This window comes from Arthrobacter rhizophilus (assembly GCF_026241105.1).
Classification (GTDB): Bacteria; Actinomycetota; Actinomycetes; order Actinomycetales; family Micrococcaceae; genus Arthrobacter.
Genome location: NZ_JAPFFT010000023.1, coordinates 34,166 through 50,233, shown reverse-complemented (window position 1 = coordinate 50,233; position 16,068 = coordinate 34,166). Strand labels below are relative to the sequence as shown.

The 16,068-nt window shown below is 64.1% G+C and carries 12 protein-coding genes, 1 tRNA gene and 1 other RNA gene; 6 read left to right on the top strand and 8 right to left on the bottom strand.

The window, feature by feature from the left end:
* Window positions 1-208 precede the first annotated feature (208 nt).
* Genes OOZ51_RS17265 through OOZ51_RS17255 form a run of 3 tightly spaced genes read right to left on the bottom strand, consistent with a single transcriptional unit; the run spans window position 209 to window position 3,726 of the window.
* Window positions 209-1,276 (bottom strand): PDR/VanB family oxidoreductase, encoded by a 1,068-nt coding sequence (locus tag OOZ51_RS17265; RefSeq protein ID WP_265981003.1) that lies wholly within the window; start codon window positions 1,274-1,276, stop codon window positions 209-211.
* Complete coding sequence (locus tag OOZ51_RS17260) at window positions 1,257-2,957, bottom strand: HAL/PAL/TAL family ammonia-lyase (RefSeq protein ID WP_265981002.1); 1,701 nt, start codon at window positions 2,955-2,957, stop codon at window positions 1,257-1,259. Before OOZ51_RS17260 ends, OOZ51_RS17265 begins: the two co-directional genes overlap by 20 nt.
* The gene (locus OOZ51_RS17255) at window positions 2,935-3,726 is read right to left on the bottom strand and encodes an IclR family transcriptional regulator (protein WP_265981001.1); all 792 of its coding nucleotides are present in this window, start codon (window positions 3,724-3,726) and stop codon (window positions 2,935-2,937) included. The genes OOZ51_RS17260 and OOZ51_RS17255 overlap by 23 nt, the downstream gene beginning before the upstream one ends.
* A gap of 225 nt (window positions 3,727-3,951) precedes the next feature.
* Between OOZ51_RS17255 and OOZ51_RS17250 the strand changes: the two genes are divergently transcribed.
* Window positions 3,952-5,169, top strand: coding sequence for a cytochrome P450 (locus OOZ51_RS17250; RefSeq protein WP_265981000.1), 1,218 nt, complete (start codon window positions 3,952-3,954; stop codon window positions 5,167-5,169).
* 216 nt (window positions 5,170-5,385) lie between these two features.
* On the opposite strand, the gene OOZ51_RS17245 is transcribed toward OOZ51_RS17250, so the two are convergent.
* From OOZ51_RS17245 to OOZ51_RS17235, 3 genes are all read right to left on the bottom strand, one after another.
* On the bottom strand, window positions 5,386-5,871 hold the full coding sequence (locus OOZ51_RS17245) for a glutathione peroxidase (RefSeq protein WP_265980999.1): 486 nt from the start codon (window positions 5,869-5,871) through the stop codon (window positions 5,386-5,388).
* A 96-nt stretch (window positions 5,872-5,967) separates the two neighbouring features.
* Window positions 5,968-7,338: a M23 family metallopeptidase gene (locus OOZ51_RS17240; protein WP_265980998.1), complete on the bottom strand. Its 1,371-nt coding sequence runs from the start codon at window positions 7,336-7,338 to the stop codon at window positions 5,968-5,970.
* Window positions 7,339-7,469: 131 nt separating this feature from the next.
* Window positions 7,470-7,850 carry a MarR family winged helix-turn-helix transcriptional regulator gene (locus OOZ51_RS17235; protein WP_265980997.1) on the bottom strand — a complete coding sequence of 127 codons (381 nt, stop codon included), beginning with the start codon at window positions 7,848-7,850 and terminating at the stop codon, window positions 7,470-7,472.
* 96 nt (window positions 7,851-7,946) lie between these two features.
* On the opposite strand from OOZ51_RS17235, the gene OOZ51_RS17230 reads away from it, so the two are divergent.
* Together OOZ51_RS17230 and OOZ51_RS17225 are read left to right on the top strand one after the other, a co-directional pair.
* The gene (locus tag OOZ51_RS17230) at window positions 7,947-9,413 is read left to right on the top strand and encodes an MFS transporter (RefSeq protein ID WP_265980996.1); all 1,467 of its coding nucleotides are present in this window, start codon (window positions 7,947-7,949) and stop codon (window positions 9,411-9,413) included.
* Between the two features lie 107 nt (window positions 9,414-9,520).
* On the top strand, window positions 9,521-10,432 hold the full coding sequence (locus OOZ51_RS17225; RefSeq protein ID WP_265980995.1) for an oxygenase MpaB family protein: 912 nt from the start codon (window positions 9,521-9,523) through the stop codon (window positions 10,430-10,432).
* 60 nt (window positions 10,433-10,492) lie between these two features.
* Here the strand turns inward: OOZ51_RS17225 and OOZ51_RS17220 are convergent, their stop codons facing one another.
* Window positions 10,493-13,963, bottom strand: a complete 3,471-nt coding sequence (locus tag OOZ51_RS17220) for a bifunctional proline dehydrogenase/L-glutamate gamma-semialdehyde dehydrogenase (RefSeq protein WP_265980994.1) — start codon at window positions 13,961-13,963, stop codon at window positions 10,493-10,495.
* Window positions 13,964-14,087: 124 nt separating this feature from the next.
* Here OOZ51_RS17220 and OOZ51_RS17215 point away from each other — a divergent pair, with 124 nt between their 5' ends.
* Window positions 14,088-14,987: a LysR substrate-binding domain-containing protein gene (locus tag OOZ51_RS17215; protein ID WP_265980993.1), complete on the top strand. Its 900-nt coding sequence runs from the start codon at window positions 14,088-14,090 to the stop codon at window positions 14,985-14,987.
* A 40-nt stretch (window positions 14,988-15,027) separates the two neighbouring features.
* Here OOZ51_RS17215 and OOZ51_RS17210 read toward each other — a convergent pair.
* Window positions 15,028-15,112, bottom strand: a tRNA-Ser gene (locus tag OOZ51_RS17210).
* 310 nt (window positions 15,113-15,422) lie between these two features.
* On the opposite strand from OOZ51_RS17210, the gene OOZ51_RS17205 reads away from it, so the two are divergent.
* Both OOZ51_RS17205 and ffs read left to right on the top strand, forming a co-directional pair.
* A complete protein-coding gene (locus tag OOZ51_RS17205) occupies window positions 15,423-15,746 on the top strand; it encodes a YqfO family protein (RefSeq protein WP_265980992.1) in 324 nt (107 codons plus the stop codon).
* A gap of 219 nt (window positions 15,747-15,965) precedes the next feature.
* An RNA gene (gene ffs, locus OOZ51_RS17200) (signal recognition particle sRNA small type) lies at window positions 15,966-16,062 on the top strand.
* Window positions 16,063-16,068: the final 6 nt, after the last annotated feature.

The following is a 16,068-nucleotide window of genomic DNA, read 5'->3' as shown; positions in this document are numbered from 1 at the left end:
ATCACAATAGCCATTCAACGTGAAATCAAAAGTAATCTTAAATGACAAATACCGGGTCCGAAGAGTATCGGATCCGGCATTTGAAAATGCGCAGGCTAAATCGCAAAACGTTGAATTCCCGGCCCCAAGGCGGGCAGATGGCCCCTCACTGGAGAACGAGCATGGGCCCACCCATCCTGCAAACACAGGGAACCCACCGCTTCTTGGCTTAGAGTTCCAGCACCAACCTCTCCCCGCGGCAGCGTGAAACACAAATCATCATTGTTTCATTTGCGGCACGTTCTTCGTCACTGAGAATTTCATCACGATGATCTGGAATTCCAGCTAGAACTAGCGTTTCACACGTCCCACACGTTCCTTTTCGGCAGGAATTCAACGCGGGAACTCCTGATCGCTGCAGGGCATCGAGAATTGTCTCGTTTTCCGCAACCTCAATTTCAATTCCGTCAGCGGTTTCAACCACGAAAGGCAAGTTCTCGCGGGCGGCGTCCCCGAATTCCTGACCGGAACCGGCGGGGACGGAACCGCCTGGGCCAGTCCCGGCGTCGGGCTCGTCGCGACCGAAGTCCTCAAAGAGCAGCTGCGGAACCGCGCCGGCCTCGTGGGCCGAGCGGAGCTCGCTGAGCAACCGCGGCGGGCCGCAGGCGTAGACCGTTGAGTCCGCCGCGAGTCCCTCGCTGCGAAGGTACTCCGCCAGGTCCAGGGGGCCGGAAACCTCTTTGGCATGGATCCTGGTTTTGGTCCCATCGGGGTCAAGACCGGTGATCTCGTCCAGGAAAGCCATGGAATGGGGTTTGGACCCCAAATACAGCAGTCTCCAGGGCTCACCGGTCATCTTCGCTGCGCGGATCATCGGCAGCAGGGGCGTGATTCCGATCCCGGCGGCGATGAAGACCTTCTCCCCCGAACCCGCTGTGCCCCGGAAATTGTTCTTGGGGCCCCGGACATCGAGGACATCCCCGGCCCGCAACACCTCATGGACAAAGCTCGAGCCGCCCCGGCTGGGTTGCTCACGCAACACCGCGACACGCCACGCGAACCGATCCGCAGGCTCAGAGCACAACGAGTATTGGCGCAGCATTCCGTTGGAAAACAGCACATCGATGTGGGCGCCCGGCTCCCATACCGGCAGTGCACCGCCGTCGGGATCCTTGAGAATCACCGAAACGATGCCGTCCGCCTCCCTCCGGAGCTCGCTGACCGTTAGCTGGAAAAAGCCTTTTGCGGCGAGCACCGCAGTGCCCGGGTTGACTGCATCAGTGGCCTGGAGCGTCATCGCTGCCTCCGCCGATCGCGGCGTTCACGGCGGCCACCACGGCGCCGGCGTGGACCAATTCCCCGGCTTTGCGTAGCCGCGGATACAGGACAACGTCCTGCCTAATGTGGTCGATTGCCCGGCCGTCGGCCGCCGCGGTGGAACGCAGGAGGGCCAGTGCGGCCAGGCTCGCAGCGGCAGGTTTTGCCCCGGCCGTGGCGGACATGCCCATCCGTAGTTCCAAGGCCTGCGCAGCCATCAGCAGCTCCACGGCCACTACAGACTCGATGTTGGTGACAATCTGGCGTGCATGCCGCCCGGCGTTGTTGGCCATGGACACGTGGTCTTCCTGGTTGGCGCACGTCGGGATTGAGTCCACGCTGTCCGGGTGCGCGAGGGTCTTGCAGTCGGATACCAAGGCGGCGGCAAGATACTGGGGCAGCATGTAGCCGCAGTCCATACCGATCTGTTCGCTGGCAACGAGCATGTCCGGAAGGCCCCGGTTGAGGGTGCCGTCGTCGAGCCTGAAGAGCCGGCGCTCCGTGATGTTGCCGATTTCGGTGACCACAATCGAGATGAAGTCTGCCGCGAACGCTACGTACTCGGCGTGGAAATTGCCGCCCGAGACCGCCTTGAGCGTGCGGGTGGAAGGCAGCGACGGGAAGATCAGGGGGTTGTCCGTGGCGGCATTGATCTCGTTGTCGATGATGCCGGCCGCGAACCCTAAAGTGTCCTTGACCGGGCCGAAAACCTGCGGAATGCACCGCAGCGAGTATGCGTCTTGGGGCGGCTGCCGCACAGGGTCCCGTCCGGCGTCGCCGTCCACCAACCCGCTGCCGGAGAGGAGCTCGCGCAACCGCGCAGCCACCTCGATCTGGCCACGCTGGCCGCGGGCTTGGTGGAGCTCGTCAATGAAAGCATCGCCGAAACCCAGAAGTGCCTCGATGGTCATGGCCGCGGTGATCTGGGCAGTTTCGAGGAGGTTCTGGGCGTCGAACAAGGCCAGCGCAGCCTGGGCGCAGGAGAAAGAAGTGCCGTTCAAAAGGGCTAGGCCGTCCTTGGCGCCCAGCGGCAGCCGTTCGATTCCCGCGTGAGCCATGGCCGCGATCCCGGACACCACGGCACCGTCCACAAAGGCCTCGCCGGAGTCGAGTTCCTCGTCCTCGCCAGTGTAGGAGCGCGACATGACAATCGCCACGTGGGCCAACGGGATGAGGTCGCCGGAAGCGCCCAGGGAACCGTATTCAGGGATAGCCGGGTACACGCCGCGGTTGAGCATCTCGGCGAGGGTCTTCACGATGTCCGCCCGCACGCCGGAGTAGCCCTGCGTCAGGCTGACGATGCGGATGAACATGGTTGCCCGCACCACCTCTTCGTCCACATAGCGGCCGACGCCGGCAGCGTTGGAGAGGACCAGGCGCCGGGAGAGCTCGGCGGCGTCGGACGGCTCGTCGAAGGCCTTGCGGCCGGCGAGGGAACCAAAGCCGGTATTGATGCTGTAGATCGGCGCCGTTTCCTTCCCGGCCCGCATGTCATCCATGACGGCGTCCAGCCAGTCCTGGCTGGGCTTCATCCGCGCCAAGGCTTGCTCATCCACCACGACGGGACGCCGGTGGCGCGCAACCTGGATCAGATCCTGCAGGGTTGCACGGTGCGTCCCCAGGACCACCGGTGCTGTATCAAGCAGAGTTTCGAGCGTCATCGCTTACCTCTCGGGTTGTTCTGCGGCTTGCGAGCGAACCTAGCGACGCCGCCAGGTTCTCCGCTGCCTCGTTCATTGTCTTCAAAGTCGAATTCAGCCAGGCCCGGGACCCGCAGCGGTTCTCCGGGCCGGCCACGTTGAGCGCGCATACGGCCTCGCCGTCGAACATCACTGGCACGGCAACCGAGACGGCGCCTGGATCCAGCTCGCCCCGGGACACTGCCCAGCCGGAAGATCGGATCTGCGCCAGGCTGAGCAGAATCTGCTCCGCGGACGGCGAGTTTTCAGTGAAGCGCGGAAGGTCGCCGTCGAGCACTTGGCGTACGACGTCGGACGGCGCCCACGCGAGCAGCGTCCGGGGGCCGGCGCCCGCCGTCAGCGGCAGGAGCTCATTGACGGCGAAAGTGTATTTGAAGGCCTTGTCCGGTTCCGCGCGGCGCAGGCACATGGCCTGCGTACCCACCCGGATCACCATCACGGCGGTTTCGCCCACGGCATCCACGATGCTTTTTAGCACAGCCGTGCCAACTTCGGCGAGATGGCTCTGCGTCAGGTGCCGTCCGGACAAGGCCAACAGCGCGTGCCCCGGCCGATAGATGCCCGCGTCCTCCTGGACGAATCCACGCTCTCGAAGCTGGCGAAAGTAGCGATAGGTGGTGCTCACGGGAATGCCCAGCTTGAGCGCCACCCCCTCCACGGTGGCATCTCCGCTGTCTGCGATTTCCGAGAGGATCATGAGGCCCCGTTCAAATGAAGTGTGGGTTGCCACGGTGTGCCTCCTTTCTGGATCGATCACCCTGCGTCGCGGGTCACGAACTGATCGTGCAGGGCGGCAATGCTTTGCGACAAACCAGATTCCCACAGAGTGAGAATGATGTTTAACCGTTGCTCTTTGAGACCGATACTTTGATGCCACGAATCCGCTTGTCCGGCCCTTTGCAGGGTTGGCCCGCAGATTGGATCTCAGCAAAAATCGACGGTAATGAGGCCCACGATGTCACTCAGCACTCCCCCGCAAACCATTCCCGTACTCTCTGGTCTGCAGGACGATCCCTACACGGACAGGAGCCTCACCAATCCGTATCCCCTGTTCGAACGCATGCGGGCGGCCGGACCCGCAGTGTGGCTTGAGAAATACGGGGTCCTGGCCTTCGCCCGTTTCGAGGAATGCAAGGAGATCCTGGAGGACTACCGCACATTCATCTCAAGTGCTGGCGTGGGCCCCAAGAATCTGCACCACGAGCCCGCTTGGCGTCCGCAAGGCATCCTGGAATCTGATCCCCCCGTCCACGGACCCATGCGCGCAGCAATGGCGGGTGTCATTTCTCCCCGCGGAGTGCGCTCCCTGAGGGCCCGGTTTGAGGAGTTCGCCGAGGAGCTCGTGGACAGCCTCATCGAGCGGGAAACTTTCGACGGCGTCACGGACCTCGCCGAGTTGTTTCCCATCCGCGTCTTTGGCGACGCCGTCGGAATCCCTCGCGAAGGCCGCGAATCCAATCTGCTCCCGCACGGAGCCATGAACTTCAGCTCCTTCGGGCCCGACGACGAACGGTCCCGCGAGTTCTTCGAAAAAGGCGAACCCACCCACCACTGGGTCATGGACAATTGCGCCCGGGAAAACCTCTCCCCGGATGGCATGGGAGCCCAGATCTGGGAATTCGCGGACCGCGGCGAGATCACGCCCGAACAGGCAGCCCTGCTAGTACGGGCCATGCTCTCCGCCGGCTTGGATACCACAGTGTTCTCGATCGGGAACACGTTGCAGGCTTTGGCGGCGCACCCGGAGCAGTGGGCCAGCTTGCACGCCAATCCCCGGCTGGCCAAGTTCGCGATCGACGAAGCGCTCCGGTATGAATCGCCGTTCCAGTCCTTCTTCCGGACCGTTGCAACGGACACTGTGTTCCGGGGCATCCCACTGGCGGCAGGAGCCAAGGTACTGCTCTTCATGGGCTCGGCCAACCGGGATGCCGCACATTGGGGAGCCACGGCCGACGAATTCATGATCGACCGCAACGCCGGCGGCCACCTCGCCTTCGGCATGGGTATCCACCAATGCGTGGGCCAGCCGATTTCCCGGCTTGAGATGGACGTGCTCTTCACGGCCATGGCCAAGCGAATTAGGAGTATCGAGCTGGTGGGCGAGCCCTTGCCGTACCTCCACAACACTCTCCGGGGATGGCGCTCCCTCCCGCTGCGCATAACGGCGGCATAGCTTCGATGCCCGCTCACTTTTGGGGCAGTTTTCACAAACGCTCCTGCACCTTTGCGGAGACTCTTCCCGAACGCTCGCTCACTGCGGTCGTCAAGTGAGCGAGCGTCCGCCCAAAGAGCGACAAAGGCGAGCGAGCGTCCGCCCAAAGACCAACAAAGGTGAGCGAGCGTTTGGGGTTAGTGCCGCGGGCGTCACCCGGGAGTCTCCCCAGAAGGCCTAGTCGAGGGCCGTTTCGAGGGCTTCGATCAGCTTTTCGGAATCAGGCTCGACGGTGGAAGGGAAGCGGGCGAGCACCTCGCCTTCGCGGCTCACGAGGAACTTTTCGAAGTTCCACTTGACCTTCTGCGGCTTAGAACCGTCCGCCGTCTTGGTCAGTTCGGCATACAGGGGATGCTGCTGCTTGCCACGGACGTTGGACTTGCTGGAAAGCGGAAAGGACACTCCAAAGTTGCGTTGGCAGAAATCCGCGATCTCGGCGTCGGAACCCCTTTCCTGGCCGCCGAACTGATTACACGGCACGCCCAGGATCTCGAATCCGCGGTCACGGTATTTGCCGTAGAGCTCCTCAAGTCCCGAGTACTGGCGCGTGAAACCACATTTGGAAGCCACGTTGACTACCAACACGGCTTTGCCCTCGAAACGCCCAAAGTCGGTCTGGGAGCCGTCGTTGAACGTCAGGGGGATGCTGTAGAGCGCGGACATTGAATAGCTTCCTTACGACGTCGAACTTGGCAAACTGCCGCATTCGAGTCTACGCCCGGCAGGTGGTGGGACGTGGTTCAGGATAGGCAGCGAACTCTACGGTTTGGTGACCGGCGTGGCTGGCTTGGAGGTAGCCGACGGCGTGGGGCTGGTGGGAGCCGGCGGGGCAAGTGGTGGCGCTGGCGGCGTTGATTGGGTGTGAGTCACCGTGGGCACCGGAGCGGGAACGCTCGACGGCGGCGCCACCGTAGGCGGCACGGTCACGGCGGGCGGGACGGTCGTGGTGGGCGGGACGGTCGTGGTGGGCGGGACGGTCACCGTGGGCGTCTGCGTCACCACGGGAGCTTGCGACGGCGGTTGGCTCGGTGTGCTGCTCTGCGTCTTGCTTGGCGTGGGGGTAGAGCTTGGCGGATTCGTTGTGCTTTGCGTCCCTGAGGGCCTCGGCGTCACGCTCGGCGTCGGCGTCACGGTTGGCGTCGCTGTCGGCGTCGCCGTCGGACTACCGGTGGGTGACGCCGTCGGGGTCGCTGTGGCCGCAGCAGACGGGCTCGGCGGCACGACCTTCGCCTCCTGCACCCCGCCGGTCACTAACTCCTCGGGGGGCCTGCCGGGGATGGACCAGACGGACCCCGCCGAGGTCGCCGTTGCGGAACCCGGCTGGTAGCTGACCATGGCAAGGTCCCCGAGCGGGTCAACCTGCTTGGTCGGCAAGAAAGTCCAGTTCATCGGGTTGGCATAGACGCCGTTGAGGATCGTCTCGAAGTGCAGGTGGCATCCTGTAGAGGACCCCGTGGTTCCCACCCTGGCGATTACCTCGCCCACCCGGACCGATTGCCCCTTGGCCACCGCGATCCCTTGCAGGTGGTTGTACGTGGTGACCAGGCCGTTTCCGTGGTCGATTTCCACACGGTTGCCGCCGCCCCACGGGTGCCAGCCCACAGCGCGGACCACACCGGAATCGGCCGCGTAAACGAGTGCGCCGCAGGCCGCGGCGAAGTCCTGGCCCCAATGGAACTCCCCGGGCAGGCCTGTGAAGGGGTCGATCCTCAACCCGAAGGGAGAGCTCGGAACCAGGACTTCAAGGGGAGCGTAGAGTTTCCCTGCGGCGGGCCGGTCAAGGGAACTCGAAGCGACGTTGAGATTGCCGACCCCGTTCTTGTCGAGGGTCTGGACCGGGGAGCGTTCAAAGGACACCGTGGCTTTGTCACCTGCAGGAACGGGAGCCGAGGACGGGCTTTGAACTCCAGCCCTTGGCGCTCCGGAGGTGCCGCCATCGGTGGGGAGCATGCCGGGTTCTACTTGGCCCGTGGCCAACGATCCCTCGGCCGATTGCCCGCCCGGGCGTGGGCCCTGGAAGCCAAAAGCAAACGTCACCAAGACAGCGAGGAAGCAAGCCGAAAGGACCCGGCCGAATTTTCTAGATAGCACCAGATCGACGATCTGGCCAGACTCATGATGCTTTCCCACAGCCGCTCCTGAGACGGGCGCTCATCCCCAGTACGGGCACGCTTGTCCCATTGTTGCGGCTATGAAATCGAATGGGAACACTCGACTTCATACTTGGCCGCCCGGCGGAACACTCGCCGGACGCTGCCGGGCTACTCGCCGAGGTTCTCCTTCAGCAACGCGCGGTGCTCGACGGCGGCATCCGAATGCAGTGCGCGCCCGGCGTCGGTCAGCTCGAGGTACAGCGAGCGGCGGTCATCCGAGCAGGTTTGACGGGATACGAGCCCGGCTTTCTCCAGCCGGTCAACAACTTTGGAGACGGCACTCTGGGTCATGGGAGTCCGCTCCCCCAATGCCTTCATGCGGCAGGCAGAGTCAACGCTTTCCGCAACGAGGTCGAGGATTTCGAATTCGTTCAGGCCGATGTCGAACTTGGCTTCGAGGGCGCGGTCAATCGCCGCCGCGGTGCGGAAGTACGAATTCTGGATGCTGCGCCATTGCTCAACCAGCTGGCGATCCTGCGTTGTTGCCATGGGCCGATTCTAGTCGAAAGCCGAATTAAAGTCCACGTCATAAGATTCCCGGTCATATTCCTTGTCATTGAATGACGTGTCATATAGATTGAAGCCATGACTTCACCAAGCACCCTCACTCGATCTGCCGAACAGCTCCACACAGCCGTCCGCTGGACCAGGGCCCAGTGGCTGCTGCTGATGGTGGTGTGCACGGTCCTGGCCCTCGACGGCCTTGACGTGTCCATGGTGGGCGTAGCCCTTCCGTCCATCGGCCACGAACTCCATCTCGGAACCGATTCCCTGCAGTGGATCGTTTCCGCTTATGTCCTCGGTTACGGGAGCCTGCTGCTCCTGGGTGGCCGGCTCGCAGACCTGTTGGGCCGGCGTCGGATCTTCCTGATCGCCTTGACCGTGTTCGCCGCGGCGTCCCTCCTCGGCGGGCTGGTGGACGATCCCACCATCCTGATCGCCACGCGCTTCGTCAAGGGCCTGGCCGCGGCGTTCACGGCCCCTACCGGGTTCTCCATCATCACCACCAACTTCGCTGAAGGCCGGGAGCGCAACAAGGCGCTATCCATCTTCACGACGTTCGGCGCGAGCGGATTCTCGCTCGGGTTGGTTGTTGGCGGGCTCATGACCAGCCTGAGCTGGCGCTGGACCTTCCTCGTATCGGTGCCGATCGCCGTCGCGGTGGTGCTCCTCGGCATGCTGTTCATCCCGCGGGACAAGCCGTCCGCGGAAGAGAGCGGCCACGACGTCTGGGGTGCGGTCACCCTCGCGCTGGGCATGCTTGGCCTGGTGTACACCTTGGTTTCAGCTCCGGAGAAGGGCTGGGGATCTGTGGCAACAATCGCCGGATTTGCCATCTCTGCCGCCGTGCTGGCAGCCTTCGCCGTCATCGAAAACCGCGTCAAGCACCCTCTCATTCGCTTCGGCATTCTTCGTGAGGGCTGGGTTGCCCGCGCCAACCTGAGTGCGGTTGGCCTGTTCGGTTCCTACTTGAGTTTCCAGTTCATCCTCACCATGTACCTTCAGTCGGTGTTGGGCTGGTCTCCCCTGGGCATGGCGCTTGCCTTGCTTCCCACCGGACTCCTGGTCGCAACGAGCGCCCCCTTTGCTGACAGGTTCATTGAGAAATTCGGGGCCCCGAAGCTCATCCTCACCGGCCTGACCGCCATGGGCCTGGGCTACGTCCTGTTCCTCCGGGTTGGAACCTCACCCAATTACGTCCTGGACATCCTTCCCTCGGTCATCCTGCTGGGTATTGGCTTCGCCTTGGCCTTCCCGTCCATCAACGTCCAAGCCACCGCTGGAATCCGGGATTCGGAGCAAGGGCTGGCCGCCGGACTGATCCAAACCAGCACGCAAGTTGGCGCGGCCCTGGTTCTTGCCGTAACCACCGCCCTCGTCAGCGGCCACGGCGGGGCCGAAGGCACAAGCAGCACCGTCAGCGCCGCGGCGATGCTCGATCAGTACCGGCCCGGTTTGGTCCTAAGCGCTGCCGTGGCAATCGCGGCCCTGCTGGTGGCAGCGTCCCCGGCGCGGCGCCGTCGGGCACTGGCTGAGCAGCCCGCAGCCTAACTGGACTCGATCGAAGGGCGTGGGCCCGCTGTTCCCGCAGCGGGCCTACGCCCTTCCGCGTACTGGTCGACCGCTTGCGCGAACGCGACGCTGCGTCACAATGGACCATGGGCAACTTCCTGAAGAAGTGGCAATCGGAACTGCGGATGACTTTCACGGGTCACCCGCAGTCCACGCCCGACTGGGTGTTGCAGCTTGCGGACGGGAACGACGCCGGATACCACCTTCCAGGCTCGGCCGTCTGGGCCGTCCACGGGTCCATGTCCACGATCGTTGGGGGAATCCGCGTGCTGCTCATGCAGTCCCTGCACCCCGGCGCCTTGGCAGGCGTGTACGACCATTCAGGCTTCAAAACGGATCCCCTCGGCCGGCTGGCAAATACCATCCGCTGGATCTTCACCGTGAGCTACGGCTCCATGGATGCGGCCCACACGGCCACCCACTTCGTTCGCAGGGTCCACGACTCCGTCAAGGGCAGCTACGTGGATGCCCACGGCCACACCCGCGAGTATTCAGCCAACGATCCCGAACTTCTCCGCTGGGTACACGTTGCCTACGCGGATTCCTTCGTGACGGCGCACCGGATCTGGGGTGGAACAGTCCCCGGTGGCGCCGACGCCTACGTCCGCGAGTGGGCGCAGGCAGGCCGCTTGATGGGCGTCCAGGACCCTCCCTTGAGCCTTGCCGAAGTGAGATCGGAAATGGACCAGTGGTACGCCTCCGGCCATCTCCGCGCGGACGAGCGGCTCAAGGAAACCGTCGATTTCATCCGGAATCCCCCGCTGAAAGCGTCGCTTCAACCCGGCTATCGGATTCTGTTTGCGGCCGCCGTGGCGAGCTTGGAGCCCAGGTATCGGGAGCTCTTGGGCTTGGAAAAGGCCCATTTCGGCCCCATCCCGCTCCCTTCGGTCCTCGCTGCCCGGGCGGTCCTCGCCGTCGTGCGCCTGACTTTGGGCCGCAGCGGCCCCAGTGAGCAGGCCGCCCGGCAACGGTTGCGGCGCCTGGGCTACGAGGCATAGACGCAAAGAAGCCCGGCCGAGCGGCTTGTGGCCGTACCGCCGGGCTTCTTCGATGAATCGCTAGATCAACGCGTCTGACAGGTGGTTCGGCGTGCCGAAGCGGTGCGCAGTGATGCTGATGGCCTGTTCGTGCAGGAACGGCAGCATCTCAATGCGTCCAGCCGGGGTCACCGTGCCGTGGTAGATCGCGACGTCGGGACGTCCTCCGGTCGCGGCGCTCAGCGCACTGCTGTCCCCGCCTATCAGGCGGATGCGGCCACCTTCGATGCCTGCCGCGAAAGCCAGCCATTCGGCGTCGTTCTGGATCCGGGTGCTGACGCCCAGTCCGGCGAAGGCTGCAACAACGGATTCGGGAAGCTCGACGGCGGAGGACACTGTCAGTGCCGACCCCGCCACTGCTCCGGCTGCTACGACACGAAGCAAGTCCACGAGCTTCGCGCCCTCGGACAAGCGGACGGTCACGGGGAGGGCCCTGTACCCGAAGACGTTGCGCTCGGCGCTCAGTCCGGAGACGTCCTTGCGGGTGCCGAACTCCGTGGCCCAGGCTGCGGCGTCGCTGAAGAGCGCCTTCTGCAGGGCCTCTGCTTCGCTGGCTTCAACCAGCGGCCCTGCGGCCTTGGCTGCGGCCAGGATCGACGCTGCCGCACCCTTGAGCGTGGCACCGCGCTTGGCGCCAGGCTCGGCAGGGAGCCAATTGCCCAGGCCCACCAGGTAGTTGGGTCCACCGGCTTTGGTGCCCGCGCCCACGGCCGACTTCTTCCAGCCGCCGAAAGGCTGCCGTTGGACGATCGCGCCAGTGATGCCGCGGTTTACGTACAGGTTGCCGGCCTGGATGGTGTCCAGCCAGACGCCCATTTCATCGGAATCGAGCGAGTGCAGCCCGGCGGTGAGGCCGTATTCGATCTCGTTCTGGATGGCGATGGCTTCTTCCAGGGTGGCCGCGGTCATGACGCCCAGGACCGGGCCGAAGAACTCAGTCAAATGGAAGTACGAGCCGCGCTTGACGCCGAACCGGATGCCCGGGGACCACAGGCGGCCGGTCTCGTCCAGCTTCTCCGGCTTCACGGCCCAGGTTTCGCCGTCGCCGAGGGTGGTCAGGGCGTTGAGGAGCTTACCGTTGGCCGGCTCGATGATCGGCCCCATCTGGGTAGTGGCCTGCTCCGGGTAGCCCACCTTGAGCGAGCGGGCAGCATCAACGAGCTGGTTGTGGAAGCGCTCCGAGGTGGCAACGGAACCGACGAGGATCACTAGGGAAGCCGCGGAGCACTTCTGTCCGGCGTGTCCGAAGGCCGAGTAGACGACGTCCTTCGCAGCCAGGTCAAGGTCCGCGTGCGGGGTGACGATGATGGCGTTCTTGCCCGAGGTCTCGGCGAGCAGCGGGAGGTCCTGCCGGAAGGAGCGGAAGAGCTCAGCGGTCTCGTAACCGCCGGTAAGGATCACGCGGTCAACGCTGGGGTGTGAGACCAGCTGGGTGCCCAGCTCGCGTTCTTCGAGCTGCACAAGCGCCAGCACTTCGCGCGGCACGCCGGCCTCCCACAGCGCGTCCACCATGACGGAACCGGAGCGGCGCGCCTGCTTTGCGGGTTTGATCACGACGGCGGATCCCGCCGCGAGTGCCGCCAGCGTGGAGCCCGCGGGAATCGCCACCGGGAAGTTCCATGGCGGAGTCACGACGGTGAGGTTCGCTGGGACGAACGTGGCGCCGTCGACCGTTTCCAGGTCCTTGGCGCGCTCTGCGTAGTAGTGCGCGAAGTCGATTGCTTCGCTGACTTCGGGGTCGCCCTGTTCGATCGTCTTGCCGGTCTCGGAAGCCATGACCTCAAGAAGCTCGGCGCGGCGGGTTTCCAGGAGGTCGCCGGCCCGGTGCAGGATGGCTGCGCGCTCGGCGGCCGGCATGGCGCCCCAAGCCTTGCCGTGCTCCACGGCCGTGGCGATGATGCGGTCCAGTTCTTGGGCGTCCCTGACCTTGCTGGCGTCGACAATCGCGTTGCCGGCCGTGGAGCCCGGGATGCGCTTCAGGATGTCGCGGCCCCACGCGCGGTTCGCGGGCAATGCGGGATCCGTGTCCGGGGTATTGGCGAAGCCCTCTGCCGGAGTGGAGGGCGCGGGCTTGTTGCGGTCCTGCGTGCGGTTGGGGGCCGGAACGGCGTCGTCCAGCACAGCGAGCGAGGCGAGGAAACGCTGCTTCTCGCGTTCGAACAGCGCTTCGTTCTCGCTGAGTTCGAACACCGCAGACATGAAGTTGTCCTGGCTGGCGCCTTCTTCGAGGCGGCGGATCAGGTAGGCGATCGCGACGTCGAACTCGCCCGGGTGCACCACCGGCGTGTACAAAAGCAGGCTGCCGACGTCTTTGCGGACGGCCGTGGCCTGGCCTGTGGCCATGCCGAGGAGCATCTCGAACTCAATCGCTCCTTGCCCCTGCGCGGCGATGCCGCGCTCTTTGGCCAGGAGCCAGGCGAACGCCACGTCGAAGAGGTTGTGGCCGGCGACGCCGATTCGCACCGCATCGATGTGTTCGGGGGTGAGGGCGTAGTTGAGTACGCGCTTGTAGTTGGTGTCCGAATCCTGCTTGGTGCCCCACGTGGCGAGCGGCCAGCCCTGGATGGAAGCCTGGACCTGTTCCATGGGCAGGTTGGCGCCCTTGACCACGCGCACCTTGATTGGAGCGCCACCGTTGGCTCGGCGGACCGCAGCCCACTCCTGCAGTTCCTGCATGGCCGAGAGCGCGTCCGGGAGGTAGGCCTGAAGCACAATGCCGGCCTCGAGGTTCTTGAATTCCGGCTTGTCGAGAATCCGGGTGAACACGGCCATGGTCAGGCTCAGGTCCTTGTATTCCTCCATGTCCAGGTTGATGAACTTGGGCTTGGGGAAGGACGCTGCCAGCCGGTAGAGCGGAGTGAGCTTCTCCACCACGTGGTCCACTGCCTCGTCGAAGGCCCAGAGCGAGTGCGGGGCCACCGTGGAGGATTCCTTAATGGAGACGTAGTCGACGTCGTCACGCCCCAGGAGCTTGAGGGTTCCCTCGAGCCTGCGGCTGGCTTCGCGTTCGCCCAGGACAGCCTCGCCCAGCAGGTTCACGTTCAGGTGGACGCCGTTCTGCTTGATCTTGGCGATGGCGGGACCGAGCTTGGCGTCCGTGGCGTCCACGATCAGGTGGCCCACCATGTCGCGCAGGACCTTGCGGGCGATCGGGATGACCACCTGCGGCAGGACCGGTGCCATGACACCGCCGGTACGCACAGCGGCGCGCATGTACCAGGGCAGGAATGCAGGGACCTTCGGGGCCAGCTTGGCCAGGTTTCGCCCGGCGACGGACAGATCCTCGGGGCGGATGACGCCGTCGACGAATCCGACCGTGAAGTCCAGGCCGTTCGGGTCCTTCAGGACGCCTGCGAGGCGCTGTGCGGAAACGTCAACGGGCACCTTCGAGGCTTCGGTGAGCCAGTGTCGAACCAGTTGAATGGCTTCGTGGGCCAGCTCCTGGAGGTGTCCGGATTCCGCGGTGGACTGCGTCCGGGTTGGTGTGCTCATGCGCTTCGTTCCTTTGGTGCGGAGAGGGCTTTGTTTCCATCAGTATGGATCTACAATCAGATTAGGAAAAGTGATCTTTTCTGAACAATATTCGTTAGATTTCTCGACCCATCTGGAGAGCCAAATGCTGGATGTCCGCAGGCTGCGCTTGCTGCACGAATTGAAGATCCGCGGGACGCTCGCAGAGGTGGCTGACGCAATGAAGTACAGCCCGTCGTCGGTGTCCCAGCAGCTGACCTTGCTGGAGAAGGAAGCCGGCGTGAAGCTGCTGAGAAAGTCAGGGCGACGCGTGCAGCTCACCCCGCAGGCCGAGATCCTCGTGGAGCATGCGGCTGCCTTGCTGGCAACGCTGGAGCGGGCAGAAACGGACCTGGCGGCATCACTTTCCACGGTCACAGGCACCGTCCGGCTGGCCGTGTTTCAAACAGCGGCGCTGGCTCTCATGCCGGACTTCCTCACCATCATGAAGGGCGAGTACCCGGAGGTGCGCGTGGAGATGATCCAGCGCGAACCCGAGACAGCGCTCTACGAAACCTGGGCCCGCGACTTCGACATTGTGGTGGCCGAGCAATACCCCGGACACGCCGCCCCGCACCACCCCGGACTGGACCGGGCCACCCTGACTAGCGACGCCATCAGGCTGGCCACTCCCCCGCTGGGACTGGGCGGCGAATCGATTTCCTCGCTGGCGGACACGGCGGCATTGCCTTGGGTCATGGAACCGCGCGGCGCGGCATCGAGGCACTGGGCGGAGCAGGCGTGCCGCTCCGCCGGATTCGAGCCCGACGTCCGCTACGAAACTGCCGACCTCCAAGCGCAGATTCGGCTCATCGAGTCCGGCAACGCGGTGGCCCTGATGCCGGACCTCGTATGGACCGGCAGGACTACGCCGGTCCAACTGCTGGATCTCCCGGGAATGCCGAAGCGGACAGTGTTCACGTCGACCCGCACCGCCGGCCGGATCCACCCTGCGATTCTGGCATGCCGGGAAGTGCTGGAGCGGGTGGCCGCGGAACGGGCGTAGGACGCAAAAAGGCCCCGGTCCAAAGACCGGGGCCAAAACGCGGAGAATGGGGGATTTGAACCCCCGAGGGCGTTAACCCAACACGCGTTCCAGGCGTGCGCCATAGGCCGCTAGGCGAATTCTCCATGCTTCTGAATCAAAAGCAGACTCCACTGTACCCGAGATTTTCGGCATCGCCCAATCGGCACTTCCGGGGCTCAGACCGGGGTTTTCGCGCCCTTAAACGCAAAAATGGACGCCCCCAATGCGTCCATTCCTCCGGCACTCCGTTGAGCTGCTGGGTCCAGCCCCTGAAACCAGGCCCTGCGGCTCACAATCTTGAGATTGCCCCAATCGGTGTACATACCCATAGTCCGCTCCGTTCCTCGGTTTGGCAATGGAGATCAAGAACCGTCCTCTGACCTGTTTTCGACGGACCGCTGGGAAGATGGTGGCATGAGCCAACTACATGCCCTTGTTGTCTACGTCCCTGTATCGCACAGCGAGAGCTTGCTGGTCGCCATCGGCGATGCCGGGGCCGGCAAAATCGGCGACTATTCGCATTGTTCCTTCACCACCCCGGGCACCGGACGCTTCACTCCATTGCCGGGAGCACAGCCGTTCATCGGAGCCGTGGGACAGGGTGAGACGGTGGCGGAAGTCCGGGTGGAGTGCGTGGTCGAAGCAAACGTGCTCGACGCCGTGGTGCAGGCCTTGCGTTCAGCCCACCCCTATGAGGAGCCGGCCTTTATGACCTGGGCGGTAAACAGTTGGCGCTAGTCCACTGGACATGCCCTCCCCTGCGCTCCCACACTGGACATAATCCCAATATGTCCACTCCTTGGCTCTCACAGGGGGCATGTCCGCTGGAACCAGGGGGCACAAAGGGGACATGTCCAGTCCCTGGTTCTCACAGGGGGCATGTCCGCTGGAACCAGGAAGCACGAGGGGACCTGCCCGCGGAATTCGGAGGGCTCGATAACTTCGGGTAAGCTTGTCGACGGCCCCTCATGTGGCGTCATCCTGTTGAACTCCCCCAGGACCGGAAGGTAGCAAGGGTAGATGGGCTCTGGCGGGTGCATGAGGGGTCTCTTATTTAAAT

Bases quoted from the DNA above. Each gene is read 5' to 3' on its own strand.
- OOZ51_RS17245 (WP_265980999.1), bottom strand. From the start codon at position 5,871: ATGTCCGCGCTCTACAGCATCCCCCTGACGTTCAACGACGGCTCCCAG.
- OOZ51_RS17225 (WP_265980995.1), top strand. From the start codon at position 9,521: ATGGGCAACTTCCTGAAGAAGTGGCAATCGGAACTGCGGATGACTTTC.
- OOZ51_RS17220 (WP_265980994.1), bottom strand. From the start codon at position 13,963: ATGAGCACACCAACCCGGACGCAGTCCACCGCGGAATCCGGACACCTC.
- OOZ51_RS17265 (WP_265981003.1), bottom strand. From the start codon at position 1,276: ATGACGCTCCAGGCCACTGATGCAGTCAACCCGGGCACTGCGGTGCTC.
- OOZ51_RS17205 (WP_265980992.1), top strand. From the start codon at position 15,423: ATGAGCCAACTACATGCCCTTGTTGTCTACGTCCCTGTATCGCACAGC.
- OOZ51_RS17215 (WP_265980993.1), top strand. From the start codon at position 14,088: ATGCTGGATGTCCGCAGGCTGCGCTTGCTGCACGAATTGAAGATCCGC.
- OOZ51_RS17250 (WP_265981000.1), top strand. From the start codon at position 3,952: ATGTCACTCAGCACTCCCCCGCAAACCATTCCCGTACTCTCTGGTCTG.
- OOZ51_RS17230 (WP_265980996.1), top strand. From the start codon at position 7,947: ATGACTTCACCAAGCACCCTCACTCGATCTGCCGAACAGCTCCACACA.
- OOZ51_RS17235 (WP_265980997.1), bottom strand. From the start codon at position 7,850: ATGGCAACAACGCAGGATCGCCAGCTGGTTGAGCAATGGCGCAGCATC.
- OOZ51_RS17260 (WP_265981002.1), bottom strand. From the start codon at position 2,957: ATGACGCTCGAAACTCTGCTTGATACAGCACCGGTGGTCCTGGGGACG.